The organism is Nocardia coffeae, assembly GCF_019890715.1.
Classification (GTDB): Bacteria; Actinomycetota; Actinomycetes; order Mycobacteriales; family Mycobacteriaceae; genus Nocardia; species Nocardia jiangxiensis.
In genome coordinates, this window is record NZ_JAINZY010000024.1 from 23,512 (window position 1) to 39,236 (window position 15,725).

General features: G+C 64.0%; 13 protein-coding genes and 1 pseudogene. 7 read left to right on the forward strand and 7 right to left on the reverse strand.

Annotation, left to right across the window (positions count from 1 at the left end; all coding sequences use genetic code 11):
• Window positions 1–16 precede the first annotated feature (16 nt).
• The 3 genes and pseudogenes from K7711_RS44365 to K7711_RS44375 all read right to left on the reverse strand — a co-directional run.
• Window positions 17–1,219 (reverse strand): amidohydrolase family protein, encoded by a 1,203-nt coding sequence (locus tag K7711_RS44365; RefSeq protein ID WP_308015214.1) that lies wholly within the window; start codon window positions 1,217–1,219, stop codon window positions 17–19.
• 525 nt (window positions 1,220–1,744) lie between these two features.
• Window positions 1,745–2,647: an alpha/beta fold hydrolase gene (locus K7711_RS44370; RefSeq protein WP_308015219.1), complete on the reverse strand. Its 903-nt coding sequence runs from the start codon at window positions 2,645–2,647 to the stop codon at window positions 1,745–1,747.
• Window positions 2,648–2,929: 282 nt separating this feature from the next.
• Window positions 2,930–3,637: pseudogene (locus tag K7711_RS44375) on the reverse strand (SDR family NAD(P)-dependent oxidoreductase); the annotation flags it as partial.
• 773 nt (window positions 3,638–4,410) lie between these two features.
• Between K7711_RS44375 and K7711_RS44380 the strand changes: the two are divergent.
• Together K7711_RS44380 and K7711_RS44385 are read left to right on the forward strand one after the other, a co-directional pair.
• Window positions 4,411–4,818 (forward strand): hypothetical protein, encoded by a 408-nt coding sequence (locus K7711_RS44380; RefSeq protein WP_222978730.1) that lies wholly within the window; start codon window positions 4,411–4,413, stop codon window positions 4,816–4,818.
• A gap of 104 nt (window positions 4,819–4,922) precedes the next feature.
• The gene (locus tag K7711_RS44385) at window positions 4,923–5,393 is read left to right on the forward strand and encodes a hypothetical protein (protein WP_222978731.1); all 471 of its coding nucleotides are present in this window, start codon (window positions 4,923–4,925) and stop codon (window positions 5,391–5,393) included.
• A 380-nt stretch (window positions 5,394–5,773) separates the two neighbouring features.
• Here K7711_RS44385 and K7711_RS44390 read toward each other — a convergent pair whose 3' ends face one another.
• Window positions 5,774–6,103, reverse strand: a complete 330-nt coding sequence (locus K7711_RS44390) for a transposase (protein ID WP_222978732.1) — start codon at window positions 6,101–6,103, stop codon at window positions 5,774–5,776.
• A 1,440-nt stretch (window positions 6,104–7,543) separates the two neighbouring features.
• Between K7711_RS44390 and K7711_RS44395 the strand changes: the two genes are divergently transcribed.
• Both K7711_RS44395 and K7711_RS44400 read left to right on the forward strand, forming a co-directional pair.
• Entirely contained in the window at window positions 7,544–8,509 is a 966-nt protein-coding gene (locus K7711_RS44395; protein WP_222978733.1) for an acyl-CoA dehydrogenase family protein, read from the forward strand.
• Window positions 8,510–9,050: 541 nt separating this feature from the next.
• A complete protein-coding gene (locus tag K7711_RS44400; RefSeq protein ID WP_222978734.1) occupies window positions 9,051–10,136 on the forward strand; it encodes a cytochrome P450 in 1,086 nt (361 codons plus the stop codon).
• Window positions 10,137–10,297: 161 nt separating this feature from the next.
• Here the strand turns inward: K7711_RS44400 and K7711_RS44405 are convergent, their stop codons facing one another.
• Genes K7711_RS44405 through K7711_RS44415 form a run of 3 tightly spaced genes read right to left on the reverse strand, consistent with a single transcriptional unit; the run spans window position 10,298 to window position 13,104 of the window.
• Window positions 10,298–11,512 carry an acetyl-CoA C-acetyltransferase gene (locus K7711_RS44405; protein ID WP_222978736.1) on the reverse strand — a complete coding sequence of 405 codons (1,215 nt, stop codon included), beginning with the start codon at window positions 11,510–11,512 and terminating at the stop codon, window positions 10,298–10,300.
• 30 nt (window positions 11,513–11,542) lie between these two features.
• Window positions 11,543–12,688 carry a thiolase family protein gene (locus K7711_RS44410; protein WP_222978738.1) on the reverse strand — a complete coding sequence of 382 codons (1,146 nt, stop codon included), beginning with the start codon at window positions 12,686–12,688 and terminating at the stop codon, window positions 11,543–11,545.
• Window positions 12,685–13,104, reverse strand: coding sequence for a Zn-ribbon domain-containing OB-fold protein (locus K7711_RS44415; RefSeq protein ID WP_222978740.1), 420 nt, complete (start codon window positions 13,102–13,104; stop codon window positions 12,685–12,687). The genes K7711_RS44410 and K7711_RS44415 overlap by 4 nt, the downstream gene beginning before the upstream one ends.
• Before the next feature lie 161 nt (window positions 13,105–13,265).
• Between K7711_RS44415 and K7711_RS44420 the strand changes: the two genes are divergently transcribed.
• From K7711_RS44420 to K7711_RS44430, 3 genes are all read left to right on the forward strand, one after another.
• The gene (locus K7711_RS44420) at window positions 13,266–13,775 is read left to right on the forward strand and encodes a DoxX family protein (RefSeq protein ID WP_222978743.1); all 510 of its coding nucleotides are present in this window, start codon (window positions 13,266–13,268) and stop codon (window positions 13,773–13,775) included.
• 5 nt (window positions 13,776–13,780) lie between these two features.
• The gene (locus K7711_RS44425) at window positions 13,781–15,004 is read left to right on the forward strand and encodes a CaiB/BaiF CoA transferase family protein (protein WP_222978826.1); all 1,224 of its coding nucleotides are present in this window, start codon (window positions 13,781–13,783) and stop codon (window positions 15,002–15,004) included.
• Between the two features lie 67 nt (window positions 15,005–15,071).
• Window positions 15,072–15,722 (forward strand): TetR/AcrR family transcriptional regulator, encoded by a 651-nt coding sequence (locus K7711_RS44430; protein ID WP_222978745.1) that lies wholly within the window; start codon window positions 15,072–15,074, stop codon window positions 15,720–15,722.
• Window positions 15,723–15,725: the final 3 nt, after the last annotated feature.

The following is a 15,725-nucleotide window of genomic DNA, read 5'->3' on the forward strand; positions in this document are numbered from 1 at the left end:
CAAGCGAACTACACGCTCATTTGTCGAGAGGCAGGACGGTCGGCGGGAGAGGGTGACGATACAGGCGCGCAGCATTCTCGCTGCACATCGCGCGCAGCTCGGGCGCCGGGATATCACCCCACACCTTCTCGATCAAGTCCTGCGTATCCGGCCAGGTGCCGTCACCGTGGGGATAGTCCGTCTCGAGCATGATGTTCTCGACGCCGATAGTGTGCCGCGTATTGATTGTGTACGGGTCGTCGAGGGTGCAGAACCAGAAGTTGCGCCTCAGTACATCCGAAGGTCGCTCATCCCACCCGCGACCGTAGCCCGAGCGGTCGACGAGATTGTCGAGCCGATCGAGCAGCATCGCAACCCACCCGATACCACCCTCGGACATCGCGATCTTCAACGACGGGTAGCGCAACGGATAGCCGGACCACAGCCACTCAGCGCAAGCGGACAGCGAAAGCTGCCCGAACATTGTCGCCCCCAGCTGCAGGATCGGCGCGTCGGCCGGGCCTTCGTATCCGCCAGACGATCCGACGTGAAGGGAGATCACGGTGTCCGTCTCGACACACGCCTCGATGATCGGGTCCCAGTAGCCACTGAACAACGACGGGAAGCCGATGTGATGCGGACGCTCCGGCAGTGTCACCGAGCGGAAACCGCGCTCGGCGTTCCGACGGATCTCGGCCGCTCCGACCTTCGGATCGCTGAGATAGGTGAGGCCGAGCGGGATAATCCGATCCGGGTACGGCTGCCACCACTCGTCGTGCACCCAGTCGTTCCATGCCCGGGTCACCTCGAGGCCGAGTTCGGGATCCGAGGCTTGAGAGAAGACCCGCCCGCAGAAGCCGGTGATTTGCGACGGGAAGTTCAGGGAAGCCCACACCCCGTTGATATCCATGTCATGAACGCGGGCGTGCACGTCATAGCAAGCTCGCCTCATGTGGTCGAATCGAGCCGGCTCCATATCCTCGTCGATCGGCTTGCGCCCCGCGATCGCAGCCATGCCGATCTGCGAGAATCGCTGGCCCTCGAACTCCCACTCCTGCGCGCCCTCGTCCGTCGTGACGATACGCGGCGCGAGTGCCTGCAGCTTCGCCGGAAGACGGCCCTCGAACATGTCGGGAGGCTCGATCAGATGGTCGTCAACCGAAATGACCGTGTATCGGACTTCCCGAGGCTCAGGCTCCGGGAGAAACAAGTCCTCGTGCGACAGAACGTTGTTCGTCACGATTGCCCTCTCTGTAAATAGTACAACCAGTTTAACCATTGTGCCCCATTTGCCAAGCACACGCCAGCCCGTCATCTGAATCCCACGAGCATCGGACACCCTCTGGCGCTGTCGAACGGGTTGGTTGCCTAGCCGCGCCGGTGTTGCCGCCTGTCCAATCGCTCGAGCCGGTGACGTTGAGCGCCACCCGGCTGCACCCCTCGACGTCACCGGTGCCCGCTCGCAACTGCGCAACCCCACTGACCTGAGCGTTTACTATGCACAGTCCCCCCTACCGGGTTTTCGCAGTGAGGGGCCCATCTTCGCGCCAGTCACATCCCAAGGGCGGTCCAGCCCGATAGCTACCTCGATGCCGAGGCGACCACCCTGATCGCGTCCGTATTCGGCTGCATCCTCTGGGATGCTCCGCAGGTCAAGAGCGGAGCAAGTAGGGGGTCCACTCATTGGACCGACGGAGCTGATTCAGGTAGATGTTCCCCATGAAGGCCGGGAACCGCAACAGACGATTTCTGGCTCGGCCCTCGTTCACGCCCCGAGAACTCCGCGCAGCAGTCGGGCAAGTTCGAGCGGCGCGTCGCTTTGTACCGAGTGACCGGCCCCAGTGACCGTTTGTACCTGGGCACCAGGAGCTCGCTTGCGAAACTCCGCGACATCAGTGTCGGAGACGAATGCCGATTGCGCTCCGCGCACGAGAAACGTTGGCGCAACTATTCGTTCGAGGTCTTCCCACAGCGGGCTGTAGTCGCTCTCCCCTGCGAGGATGTCGTATCGCCATTCCCATCTGCCGTCCGCTCTCCGTCTGGAGTTGTGAAGCACTCCGCGACGCAGAGATTCACGATCACGGGCGGGAGCGGCGGCGACAGCTTGGTCGAGCATCTCCGCAAAGGAGGAGAAGACGCGCTGGCCGCCGACCAGCGTCGTCGTGCCTCGTTGTCTCTCCGTCATCGCGTGGACTCTGGTCGTGACGCCGGGAGTCACGTCGACCACGACAAGCTTTCGGACCAAGTCCGGCACAGTCGATGCCAGCCGAATTGCGGTCAGCCCGCCGAGCGACATGCCCACCAGGAGATCAGCGTTGGGCGCGAATCGACGTAACACCGGCTCCAGCGTGTCGGCATTCGTCCATGGTCGGTAGTCTCTGTCGGCCCGCCAATCAGAACGGCCATGCCCGGGCAGGTCGATCGCAATCGCGGGAACCTCCGCGGCGAGAATCGCCGTATCCCAAGTATGAGCATTCTGTCCACCCCCGTGCAGTAACACCATCCGAGGATCCTCGCTACCCCACTTCAAGACACTGACGAGCCCTGCAGGAGTCATCATCGAGAGGCGCTCGACGGCTGGAAGAGCGGCGGTGACCCCGGCCGCCCGCGCGTTCTCCCGAAGCAGCGCAAATTCGCCGAGCTCTGCCAACTCGTCATCGACGCTGATTACTCTGGTCTCGGAGTTACGGGACTTGCGGTCCGGTGTACTCGCAGCAGCCCCGAACTCGGGCGGGTGAAACGAAACTGCTGAGGTACCACTACTGGTCCCCGACTGATCACTCGTCGGATCCGGTACATCGATCGTTCCCATTCGCTGTAGCCGGACGCGCGTTCGATCGATCCACGCGTCGTAGTCGGTAGCCTTGCGCAGGAACGAATCACCCACCCGCGGGTGGGGCAGAATCAGGAACGGCTCGTCACCGGTCATGGCATCGAATACCGCGTCGGCAACTTCCTCCGGACTGAGGATTTCACCGATTGCGGTTCCCTGTGGCGGTTGCGACGCATCTTCCGGGTCACGGCCGAACATGCCGGTGTAGACAGCGTTCGGGCATAGACAGCTGACACGAATGCCTTTGTCGCCGTAGTTGAGAGTGAGCCACTCGGCGAAACCGAGCGCGCCGTGCTTCGCGAGAGTGTACCCGGGCGAAGATGGACCTGTGATCAGAGCGGCCGACGAGATCGTCTGAAGCAGATACCCAACCCCTCGTTCAACCATCCCGGGCACCACACGGCGTGCGGCCCACACGTGAGCCATCAGATTCACGTCGACCAGCCCGCGCCAGGCATCGATCGGCTGGGTGAGATTGGCCGGCGGTGGGTCGGAAAAACCTGCGTTCGAGCAGAAGACATCAATGGATCCGAACTCGCTCTCCGCTGCATCGACGAGCTCATCGATAGCACGTGGGTCCGCAACATCGCAGCCGATACCGACCGCAGGGACTCCTGTGGCGGAGATCCGTGCGGCTGCTCGCTCAGCCCATTCTGGATGGAGATCGGCGATCACGATGCCACGTGCGCCCGCCGCAGCGAAACGCCCAGCGAGAGCCCTACCGATACCGTTCCCCCCACCTGTTACCACCACCGAAGCGCCAGTCAACTTCATCGACACTGCCTCCCACTCGTGCGCTGGACAACCCAGCCTGGTCCCGGGCATCTCCAGGTCAGACGACCCACGGAACTCGGTGCCCGGTTTCGTGTAATAGGTTAACTATTATCTTCCGTCGATGTGTAGATGGCGCCCGAGGAATCCCTGCCCGACAAGCGCCCGTGGATGCCCGCACATCAAGGATTCGAGATGCCCCCTCGAGGCCAGCATGTCGATAGCGGCCAAAACCTTCCCGTCAGTGCTGACACCTCCGCAGCTCGCGCCTTGCACCGACGCCTGCGGGAACCACTTCGGACCTCAGGCCACCCGACTCCCAACCGGACATATGACCAAACCCACAGCTGAGAACTTGACCAGAAGTTGCTTGTACGCTACTCGCCGCCGAGGTACAATCAGTCAACTCATTGCACAATTTATTTGACGGAGGTCTTCCGTGACCCCAGGACAGAGTGGTCCTGATCGACGGACAGCATCACCACTCACCCAACCCAGCCGTGGTAACTCGACAGCGAAACCCGCGCACACACTGAGCACATCGAGGCGGGATCACTGAAGCCATAAGCTCGGTGTCACCACTCGCGCAATCGCGGTCACCGCCGTCCACCCTTCAGGCGAGTTCGAACCATTCGATCGCGGTAAGCCTTCCAGCCCTAAGCCCCTCGACTGCATCCGCATAGAACAAATTAGAAACACTAATGTTTCAGTTTGTAACTGGATTCGGTACAACCAAGGAAAGAGCAATACCCATGCATCAATTGACTCGGGCAACCGCCATTGCGACGCTTGCCATCACGGCCACGATGGCAGCAGGCGGAGCGGCCATGGCGGACACCGCCGCACCGAACGCGGCCGGCACCCCGGCCCCGGCCTCCGCGCCTGTGGACCCGGGCGCCGAATACCTGAACGCAATCGACTCGGTGACCGGTGCGTTCGCTCTCGATTCCACCTCCGGCCGCCTGATCGGAACGGCGGCAGGCGTCATCGTCGGTTGTCCTCTCGGAGCAGTGACGGGTGGCTCGCTGACCATCGCAGTGCCTGTGCTCACACCGGTCGGCATCGTCGGCGGATGCATCGTCGGGGGGAGCGCCGGCGGATTCATCGGCGGCACCATCGGTTCACTTGTCACCGGCACAGGACCGACCGCGAACGCGATGAATCAGCAATACAACTCGCTGCACTCCAAAGGACTTATCGCACAACAAGTCCAGGCCAGCAACTCTGGCCGGTAATCCACCCGGCCCACTCAGTCCTTAGCCGGACTCGTTCAAGAAAAGAGAAGCAGATGAGGATCCAGTCTCAGGGTGTCGCCGTAACAGCGCTCTCCGCAATGATTTTGGCCATCGCCGCAGGAACGGCGAATGCCCAGGAACCCGCTACCACCCCCGCCAACAACACACAGCCACAGCCTGCTGCGGCTCCCGTTGCCCAGCCAGTCGATCTGAACTCGGATCTCAGCCAATCCCTCGAGGCCGCGAACATGAGCATGGGCCCGGTCTCCGCAGTGGGTGCGGCCGCCGGTTCGGTCATCGGCGCGGCGCTCGGCTGCCCGTTCGGCATCGCCACCGGCGGTACCTTGATGACAGTGGCCACGGTGGGCGTCTTGACCGTCCCTGCCATTGCGGCCGGATGCATCGTCGGCGCAGTTGCAGGAGGCGGACTCGGTGCCATGGTCGGCGGCTCCGCCGCAGGACTTCCTGTCGGCGTCGCCGCGGGGGTACAGAAATACAACCAGCTCCAGGCTCAGCATGCTGCGGATGCCCAAAAGGCACATACCGCCCCAGGCTCGACACCCGCAAACAGCTGAGAGACGACAAATCGGCAGCATTTCGCCATCGTCCGCATCCAGTCGAGCGAATAGCTGACGACTGATTCGACCGGTGGGCCAACTGCCCTGCGGGATTTACCTGCTCCAGCGCCGGCCATCTGGTCCTCTGACACAGAGTCCATCGCGCCGACCAGCCAAGGGGTGACAACCCAAAAGTGCCTCACCCCTTGGCATGTCGGCTTTCGGGACTGCGCAGATAGACGCACATGCGCGAACGCCACATCAGTCCTGCGGTCACCAATCACCTGCCAGCGCCGACCATGGCAGCCGCGGCGTGCGGTCCAACGAACGTCGCCGAACCCCGACGGATTTCGTCCACCCATAGGCGTCGAGGTCAGCGGCACCGCCGATTCGGCCGATCAATACCGATTTGCAGGCTTGCACCTCCGTTGATCGGAAGCGTCGCGGCCCACCGTCGACGCATCCGGTGCTCCCAGCCGGGCGCCTTCGGCATACCCGCTCGCACGGTCACGGCAAATCACAGCGGCACCCGGGTGCGCGCGCAGCCACGCGGCGAACGTGTCGTTTAGCCGGTCCGGCAACAGATCCACCGGCCTATGGGTATGCATGTCGACCAGGACGGTCCCGTACTTCGTCGCCTTACGGAAGGCGAAGTCGTCCACGCCGAGCGCGGTCGCCATGCCGGACTCCGGCACGGGCAATGCCCGAATCAAGCGCAGCAACGTCATCCGCGACACTGCCACCGCCAGCCGGTGTGTCAGTCGCTGACCGAGTCACCCACCCAGCGACAGCGCGATCCGCTCCAGCACGCTGCGTAGCAGCGAAGTCCGCCGGACATGCCGGACAGTCAGGCCAGGAACCTGTTCAGCGAACGTAGCGCGGGCGCAGTTCGGGTTGCTGCAGTAGAACCTGCGCACCCGGAGATCGACCACGGTCTCGGCGCCACCGATTGCGGCATCAGACAAGCATCGCTGGTGAGATCACGCGCAGCATCGCCGACACGACCGCCGCCAGCTAGCGCCGACCATTCTCGTCCTTGTCCACCGAGTACGGTGAATTGATTCGTCAGCGACCCTGGCGCATTGGCGAAAGACCGGCCGCTTCCGGTAACAGACGCGCCTTCACGCGCCAGGGCACGTGCGATGCCCACCGGTCCCCCACCTGCTGAGACGACCAGCACCGCCTTGCCTCGCCGGCTCAGGCTGGAGCAAGTCTCCCCTGCGCCCGGTGACTATGTAGTCAGCGGTCCAGAAGGTTGACTACCAGCGGCAGTAGGTAGATAATTTATCTTTATGAACCTCGAAGCGACTAGTCAGCAACCTACAGGCCTCCGAGCAGTCAGCGACGAGTTCGTGGACTCCGAAGGACGGAAGTGGCGGAGGTCGTCGGTCTCCGGTATCTGCGACCGTTGTTCGCAGCCGTTCCCATCGGGAACCGCGGTTTCCAACGAGGACAGGATCGGATTGCGGGCCGCATGCTGCGCAGAGAAAGCCACAAACGACTCGGACGAGTGGAAGAACCGCGCGCTGGCGGAGGCGCGCCTGGCACAGTTCAGGCAGCAGGCAACGCCGCGTTTCCCGTCGCCCGCCGCTCACCGAACGACCACGCCGGATCGTCCTCGACGTCAGCCACTCTTCCGAGGCCGGCTGGGCACCGCTGGGCGAGCAGGATAGTCCAGCTCCACACCATCGAACGAGCCCTACCCACGATTTTATTACAGTGTAACGGAAAAGCGGGGGGGATTCCGCATAGCAACATCGAAAACGAAGCCTTGGGAGGGCGCCATGGAATCAACAGTCGGCATTCGGACACTCACCCACGAACAGCGCGCACATTACTTCGAAAGTCTGAACGCACAGAGCTTGCCAGCCCTGATGCGATCGACCTGGACCTGGGACGACCGCGCGCTGCGCCGCCGTTTGAGCGAACTGCTCACCGACCTCACCGCAGTCCGCGAACTATGGTCTGGCAGGGTTGAATGTCCCCGTCCTGCCCTCGAAGCCGCTGAGGCGCGGGTATTGGCGTCGGCTGGCGAATTCGTCGCCGAAGTACTGGGGCCACAGCTCCTCCTCGATGCGGGCAATGCCTTCCGAGAAGACCTTCTCCCCCTCGTTCGAGCGACCGGCGAACTTACCGCGGAAGCAACCAGGGCTCTGGACGCACTCGCGGTGGATGTCACAGGGCACGTGATCGAACGCAACGAGGCGCTGTCGAACATCCTCCCCGAAGAGGAGTGGGAGGACACCGCATTCGGTCCGGACGCGACAGGGCCGGCCCAGGTGGCTTACTCGGCCGGATACACCCTGGCCCAGACCGACTACTTCGCGGCAGCGGGCCTCGGTGCGCAGGCTTTCGCCGTCGCGGGACCACCGATCGATGACAGCGTCGATCTGCGCCACTGCACCCTGGCCGCGGCCGAGAAAAGCGGTTCCTGGGATCCGGCTCTGGTCCGGACCCGCGCGAAGCCGACCGACACCGGCTGGCAGATCACCGGTGAGAAATGGTACGTACCGGGCGCGGCGACTGCGAAGAAAATCCTCGTCGTCGCTCGCAATATCGGCGGACCGTCGCTGTACCTGGTCGACCGGAACGCACCTGGTATCACCGTCGAGCCCCTGGATTCGCTCGACAAGGCGCGCCCGCTCGCACGCATCGTTTTCGACGCGGCCCCCGCAGCCCTCATCGGACGCGAAGGCGCAGCGGGGCGCATCATGAACCGCACGGTCGACCGTGCCACCACGATTCTCGCCGCCGAACAGATGGGCATCGTCGACCGATCGCTGAAGTGCCTATCGAAGGCCCTCCCCTCAGCCAGCGACAACGAGTCGTGGCGGGGTTATACGAAGCAGCTGGCGGACCTCGAGGTGGCGCGGGCAGGCGCGACCGCGCTCTGGTATCGGGCGGTGAGGCTGCAAAGTGGAGACGATCTCGATGCCGCCGCAGCCGCCGCCGCGATGGCACATATCGGCTGCTCGAATGCGGTCCGGCGAGTCACGATGCAACTCACCTCTGTGGCCGACGACCTCGATGCCGCGGAGGTAGACGTCATCGGGATGCGGTCCCGCAGCACCGACCTGCTGCTCGGTGGCCCAGCACTGGCCCACGAGCGACTACTCGAACGTCTCGGAATCTGAGTCCGGGGTAAAGCCGAAGCGGCCATCCGCCGAATATGACCACCTTTGGGCAAATGCCCCCACGAAGGCGTCACGCCCTTTATCATCTTAACTATTAACTGATATTTGGAGGACCTACCTACGGAATGTGAGACTGGGCAGGCTGCGGTGACTCATACGGTCGACGGATAAGCGACGGGGAGGCACCCGACGCTCGCCTGATCAACAGCCAATGCCGATGCGGACATGATCCTGATGGGACGCATTTCACCACGCCCAGCAGCGGACTCGTGCCAGGAGCTGTGGCGCTTCCGGGCGGTCAACGCCGATCAGAGCCCCCGTCGCACGGACCCTCCCATCCGCGATCTGGGGCTTTTCCGCGATCTGACGCTTTCCACACGCAATCAGCGTTCTTGCAACGCTGAGATGGCTTTGCACTTTCACTCCAGGAGGAAGCGTGTCAATCAGGTATAACCCGTTCGACTCCGACGATCTTCGAGACCATTTCACGACACTCAGGGAACTGCGAGAGCGGGAGCCGGTCAAGCAAGTGGCTCCCGGCATGTTCTATATCAGCCGCCACTCCGATATCGTCGAGATTTCGCTCGACCCGGCCACATTCCCGCAGGGAGGGTTCACGCCGCAGGACGAGAAGCAGCGCCCGTTCGACCAGCTCGGCCTCGGCGAAACCGATCCACCTCTGCACACGCCGGTTCGGCGTGCAATGGCGAAGTTCTTTCACCCACAGGTCATGCGGCGCATCGAACCCGAGATAGCGAAGTTGGCCAGGGATATCGTCGGCGCTGTGGTCGAGTGCGATTCCTTCGATTTGGTCCAGAGCATCGCCGCGCCACTCCCGGCCCGCGTCATGGGGCACCTGCTGGGTCTGGGCGACGAGCTCGTCGAGCACCTTTCCCGCTACTCGAGCGACTACATCACCGCCCGGGCGGTGCCGGGGACCCCGGAGGGCGACACGGCGATTGCCCGCTGCGAGGCGTTCGAGGAGGAGTTGCGCCTGCTGATCCGCCGCCGGTCCCAGTCGCGGGAGACTCCGGATCTGCTGGGTGCAGTAATGGACTGCGTGATCGACGGCGAGCCGATCTCCGAGACCAAGGTGCTGACCCACCTGACCAATGACCTCATCGTGGGGGGAATCGACACCACGACGCACCTCATCGGCAATCTCTTCGTCGAGCTCCTCCAGGACAGAAGCCACTTCGAGCGAGTCCGCGCCGACCGGAGCCTCATACCCATCGCGGTGGAAGAGACCCTGCGCCACCTCGGTCCGCTGCAGGTTGTCTTCCGGCGGACGGCCGCCGATGTCGTCCTGAGCGGTGTGGAGGTCCCGGCCGGATCGCTGCTGATCCTCGGGCTCTCGTCGGGCAGCCGCGACGACACTGTCTGTCCGCACGCGAACGCCTTCGACCTGAGCCGGCCCGGCAATGCGCGGCGCCACCTCGGCTTCAACATTGGGCAGCATCTCTGCGTCGGGGCGCCGCTCGCACGCATGGAGGCGGCCGTACTCCTCGACATCGTGCTGGATGCGATGCCGGACCTGACGCTGACCGAGGACTTCGTCTACGAGCGGGTACCGCTGTTCTTCATGCGTGGCGCCACTCGGATCCCGGTGTACCGCGGGCAGCGGTGACGAGGAACGGAACGCAAAGTAGGAGAGGGTATCCGCCGCCGAGGCATGGCGGGCGTCGAGAGTGCGCTCGAAACGTTGGGCGTCGGTCACCTGCTGGGTCAGGCTCAGCAGGTGACCGAGTCGGGCGGGGTCAACAATCTATCCCAAGGAAATCGAGGACGTCAGACAACCTTCTCGAATACCGCAGCAAGGCCCTGACCACCGCCGATGCACATCGTCTCGATCCCGTACCGAGCGTCACGGCGCACCATCTCACGTACGAGGGTGGCAAGGATCCGGCCGCCGGTAGCGCCGACTGGGTGTCCGAGTGAGATCCCGGAACCGTTCACGTTGAGGCGGTCGAAATCTGCCGAGGCGAAGCCCCATTCAAGGGTGCACGCGAGCACCTGCGAGGCGAACGCCTCGTTGAGTTCGACCAGGTCGATCTCCCCTAGTTTCAGTCCCGCCGCCGTGAGCGCGCGATGCACCGCGGGAACCGGCCCGATACCCATAGTCGCGGGCGCAACTCCGGCCACACCCCAGGACACCAGGCGCGCGAGTGGCCGCAAACCCAGTTCGGCCGCCTTGGCGGGATGGGTGACGATACAGATAGCCGCGCCGTCGTTTTGGCCGGACGAATTGCCCGCTGTCACCGTGGCATCGGCGTCACCGGCAACGAGTGCGGGCCGCAGCCGCGCGAGCTTCTCGACAGACGAGTCCGGCCGAATGTGCTCGTCGTGTTCGACGACGACATCTTCCTTGCGGCCCCGCACCGTAACGGGCACGATCTCGTCCGCGAAGATGCCCGAAGCCTGCGCTCGCGCGGCACGCCGATGACTGCTGACGGCGAACTCGTCCTGCTCCTGCCGCGATATGCGGTACTCCCGACGTAGGTTCTCCGCAGTCTCCAGCATTCCGCCCGGTACCGGGAAGTTCACGCCGCCCGCGGTCACGCGTCCCCGCGCAAGCGAGTCGTTCAGCATCACACCTGGGCCCGCTTTGGTGCCCCAGCGCATCGACGCCGAGTAGAACGGCGCGTTGCTCATGGATTCGGCGCCCCCGGCCAACACCACTTCGCTGGCGCCTGCCGAAACCTGAGCGGCCGCGTAGAGCACTGCCTGCAGGCCGGATCCGCACCGACGATCGATCTGCAAGCCGGTGACGCTGACCGGCAGTCCCGCATCCAGCGCCGCCACCCGCCCGATCGCCGGCGCGTCCATGGAGGGATAGCAGTTGCCCAGCAAGACGTCGTCGACGGTCTCCGGCGCTATGCCGGTTCGCTCGATGATCGCCCGAATCACCGTCGCCGCCAGTTCGTGAGCGGGCACGTCCTTCAGCGATCCGCCGAACCCTCCAACCGGGGTTCGCAGCGGCTCGCAGATTACGGCGTCACGCACCGTCGATCCTCGATTCTCTTGGTCGGTCGGTCACCTGGAGAAAATGGACACCGCAGACGCTCCCGGAGCACCGTACAGATGGGTGTAGCCGGTCTTCGGGTCACCGGGAACCTGCCGATCGCCTGCCCTGCCCTGCAACTGCAGAACGATCTCATAGACCTGCCGCAGCCCCGAGGCGCCGATCGGCTCGCCATTCGCGATGAGCCCACCGTCGGTGTTGACCGCCAGCCTGCCGGTGATCTCGGTCTCGCCGTCGGCGAGCCATTGCTCCTGCTCACCGTCCTTGCAGAATCCGTTCTCCGCCATGTGGATCAGTTCCGATCCGGCGTCGGTGTCCTGTAGCTGCGCGACACGGATCTCCTCCGGCGCCAACCCCGCCTCCTCGAAGGCCGCTTTCGAGGCATCGACCGTCGGGCTCGGCACGTGGTGCAGCGGCAGCGACGGGCTCTGCACCTCGAAGGCTCCGTATCGCCGACTGCGCAGCACCGACGAGCGGAGATATACCGGCATCGAAGTGAACCGGGAAGCCAGATCCGCCCGGCACAGCACAACCGCCGCCGCCCCCTCGTCCGGACTGCAGTACATGTACTGCGTGAGCGGGTGATTGACCACGGGCGCGGCCAGAATCTGCTCGACGGACAACGGCTTGCGGCGCCACGCGTGCGGCGTGATCGAGCCGTTGCGCAGGTTCTTCGCCGCGATCCTGGCCAGCGCCTCGGTGGAAACACCGTGGTCGTACAGGTACCGGGTGGCCTTGGTGCCGAAGAAATGAGTGGTCATGAACATACCGGTCTGGCCATACCAGGACGGCAGCCCAGCAACGGAGGGGTCCGCGGCGAACGCGCCGCGCGGATGCTTGTCCATCCCGATCGCCATCGCCACATCGGCCTCGCCGTGCCGGATCGCCTCTGCGGCCATCTGCAGCGAAGTACCTCCGGTGGCGCAACCGTTGAACACACCACGAACAGGGATTCCAGTCAGCCCCAGCCAGCCCACGATCGCATCCGGGTTGGACACTTCGTAGCTACCGACATAGGCCGTCTGCACTTGCGACCACTCGGCGTTCGCGTCGGCCAGAGCCGCTCGGGCAGCCTCCGCGCCCATCAACAAAGCCTGCTTGTCGGCATGCCGGCCGAACGGGTGCAGGCCAACACCCACCACAGCGACGTCGGTCATTCGGTTCCACCTCGAGTAGTGTCAGCAGGGGCGAAGGCGTATGTGAGCACCTCGGTGCCGTCGGCGCGAACGGTGTACGGCACGACCACGAGTTCCATCGGCTGGCCGATCCGCAAGCGCGCCGGATCAGACTCCGTGATCCGGGCCTGAACCATCAGTTCCCCTGGCAGCTCGATATAACCGAGTGCGTAAGGAACGAAGGTCTCGGCGGTGTCGTCACCGTCGTAGGGCGGCGACGGAGGCCGGAACTGCTGGGTGGTGAAGCTCCACAGCGTTCCGCGATTTCCGAGCAGCCGTTCCGGCGCGCCGGGCTCTGCGGGAAAGGAAATGACGCCGTCTCGCTCCGATCCGATCAGACGTGGTTCCTCGGAGGGCCAGGTGAAAACCCCCTCGGCGACAGGTACTCGCGTGGTCATGACGCCATGATAGCAATTGTTTACCTATTTATCTAGCTGGCACCGGGCTCACACGCCCAGATTGGGCCTCCTATACAGTGCAATATATTATCTAACTGGACGGTCGATGCCGATCACCCATCTCGAGCCGCTCGACGGCCGTACACAAGGAGGCCCCGCCCATGACCGCGCTCGACGCCGGTGCGCTGCTGCTGCGACTGATCGCCGGATTGACCATGGCCGCGCATGGCTACCAGAAATTCTTCTCCGGTGGACGGATCCCAGGAACCGCCCGATGGTTCGACAGTATCGGTATGCGTCCGGGACGGTTCCATGCCGTGGTCGCGGCAAGCAGCGAGATCGCCGCTGGCCTGATGCTCACCCTGGGCTTGCTGACACCGATCGCCGGTGCGGGGTTCGTCGGACTGATGCTCGTCGCAGCCTGGACGGTCCACCGGGCGAACGGATTCTTCTCGGTCAACTCCGGATGGGAGTACAACCTCGCCCTCGCGGTGATCGGCATCTCCGTCAGCACCACCGGTCCCGGAGATTGGTCACTGGACCGTGTCCTGGGACTGAGCGATCCACTGTCCGGCCTGACCGGATTCCTCATTTCGGCAGTCGGCGGACTGGTCGCCGGCGCGGCCCTGTTGATGATCTTCTTTCGGCCCACACCGGCCGAATCCCGGTGAAAGCCATAGAGGTTCCGGCGAGCGAGGGCCCTCTGACCGGCCTCACCGTCGTCGGTCTCGAACAAGCGGTTTCCGCACCTTTGTGCACCCGGACGCTGGCCGATCTCGGTGCCAGAGTGATCAAGATCGAGAACCCTGCCGGGGGTGACTTCGCCCGCGATTACGACGACGTGGTTCATGGAATGGCAACGCATTTCGTCTGGCTCAATCGCAACAAGGAATCCGTAACGCTGAACCTCAAGTCGTCCGGCGGGCTCGAGGTCATGCACCGCCTGCTGTCCATCGCGGACGCATTCGTGACGAACCTCGCGCCGGGGGCAACCACCCGATTGGGGCTCGATGCCGAAACACTCGAGCGCCGGTATCCCCAACTCGTGAACTGCGAGATCTCCGGGTACGGAAGTGGCGGACCGCTCTCGGCCAAGCGTGCCTACGATCTGCTCGCACAAGCGGAGTCCGGCGCCTGCTCGATCACCGGCCTGCCCGGCGCACCAGCCAAACCTGGACCACCGATAGCCGACGCCTGCGCTGGTCTCTACGGTGTAATCTCCATTCTCGCGACGTTGCACTCCCGCGGCCGCACCGGTCACGGCGCAAAAATCGGAATAAGCCTGTTCGACACCATGACCGAACTGATGGGCTACGCCCTGACATGGAGCCGTTATACCGGCGAAGATCAGGAGCCGGTGGGGATGGGGTCTCCCTCGGTCGCGCCTTATAGCTCATATCGCACAAGCGACGGCCAAGTAGTCGTGCTCGGCACCACCAACGACCGGGAGTGGCAGCGGCTGGCGAACGAACTCCTCGACCGCGCCGACCTCGCTACCGCCGAACAGTACCGAAGCGGGCCCCGGCGGGTCGAACATCGAGCGGAGCTGGACCGCGCGATCGGCGACTGGTGCGCACGTCACACGCTCACGCACATCCAGAAGGCCGCCGACGATGTCGGAATCGGCAATGCTCGTTACAACACCACCACCGACGTCGTCGGTCATCCACATTTGGCCGCCCGGGACAGGTGGCAGGAGGTGGACTCACCCGTAGGTCCGGTGAGCACTCTGCTGCCGCCCCCGGATATCAGCGGGCATCTACCGATACTCGGCCCGATCCCCGCCCTCGGCGAGCACACCGACACCGTCCTTCGCGACCTCGGCCTCGACGAGGAAGCAATCCGGAGCTTGCGCGCCGAGGGAGCTATCGGCACCGCCTACATCGGTCGTATCAGCTGACGGCAGTCATCGACAGAGCACGCGGCTTCACCGGTCGCTGCCTGTCGAACACCCGACAGAGCGATTCTTGCTCGAGATCCTCCAAATCGAGACCTTCAGATTGAGTGACCTATCAGAAATGGAGCGGAGCATCGGGGTGAGCACGCTCAGGGAACGCAACCGTATTCGTGCCCGCAACGACGTCATCGAAACCGCGCTCGCTCTGTTCGAGCAGCAGGGATACGACGCAACCACCGTCGACCAAATCGCCCGGGCCGCAGGCTTGTCCAGTGCGACGGTGTTCCGGCACTTCCCCAGCAAGGAAGACATCCTCTTCAGCGAAGAGGACGATTCCGCCAGAGCGATGGCCGAATGCGTGGCGGCGAGGCAGGATCCTTCGGTCGACGTGGCCGCACTCGCCGAACCGGTAGTGAAGTATGCCGCCGAGCTTCAGGACGAGCGCACGCACAGACTCACCAGACTGGTCATGACCACCCGATCGCTCGAGGCCCGTAGCCTGCGCATGCGGTTGCGCTGGGAACGCGAGATCGCCCGCACACTCGCCGCTGAGGAAGGCGACGCGGCGCCTACCCTGCGGCACACACTGATCGCATCAATCGCGATCTCTTGCCTCAGCGCAGCAGTGCGTTATTGGGACCGGTCCGACCCTTCGTCGAAGCTCACCGACCTGGTCACGCTGGCATTCGAACAACGGGCGTCCTCGGACCGCGCACATTGAGCC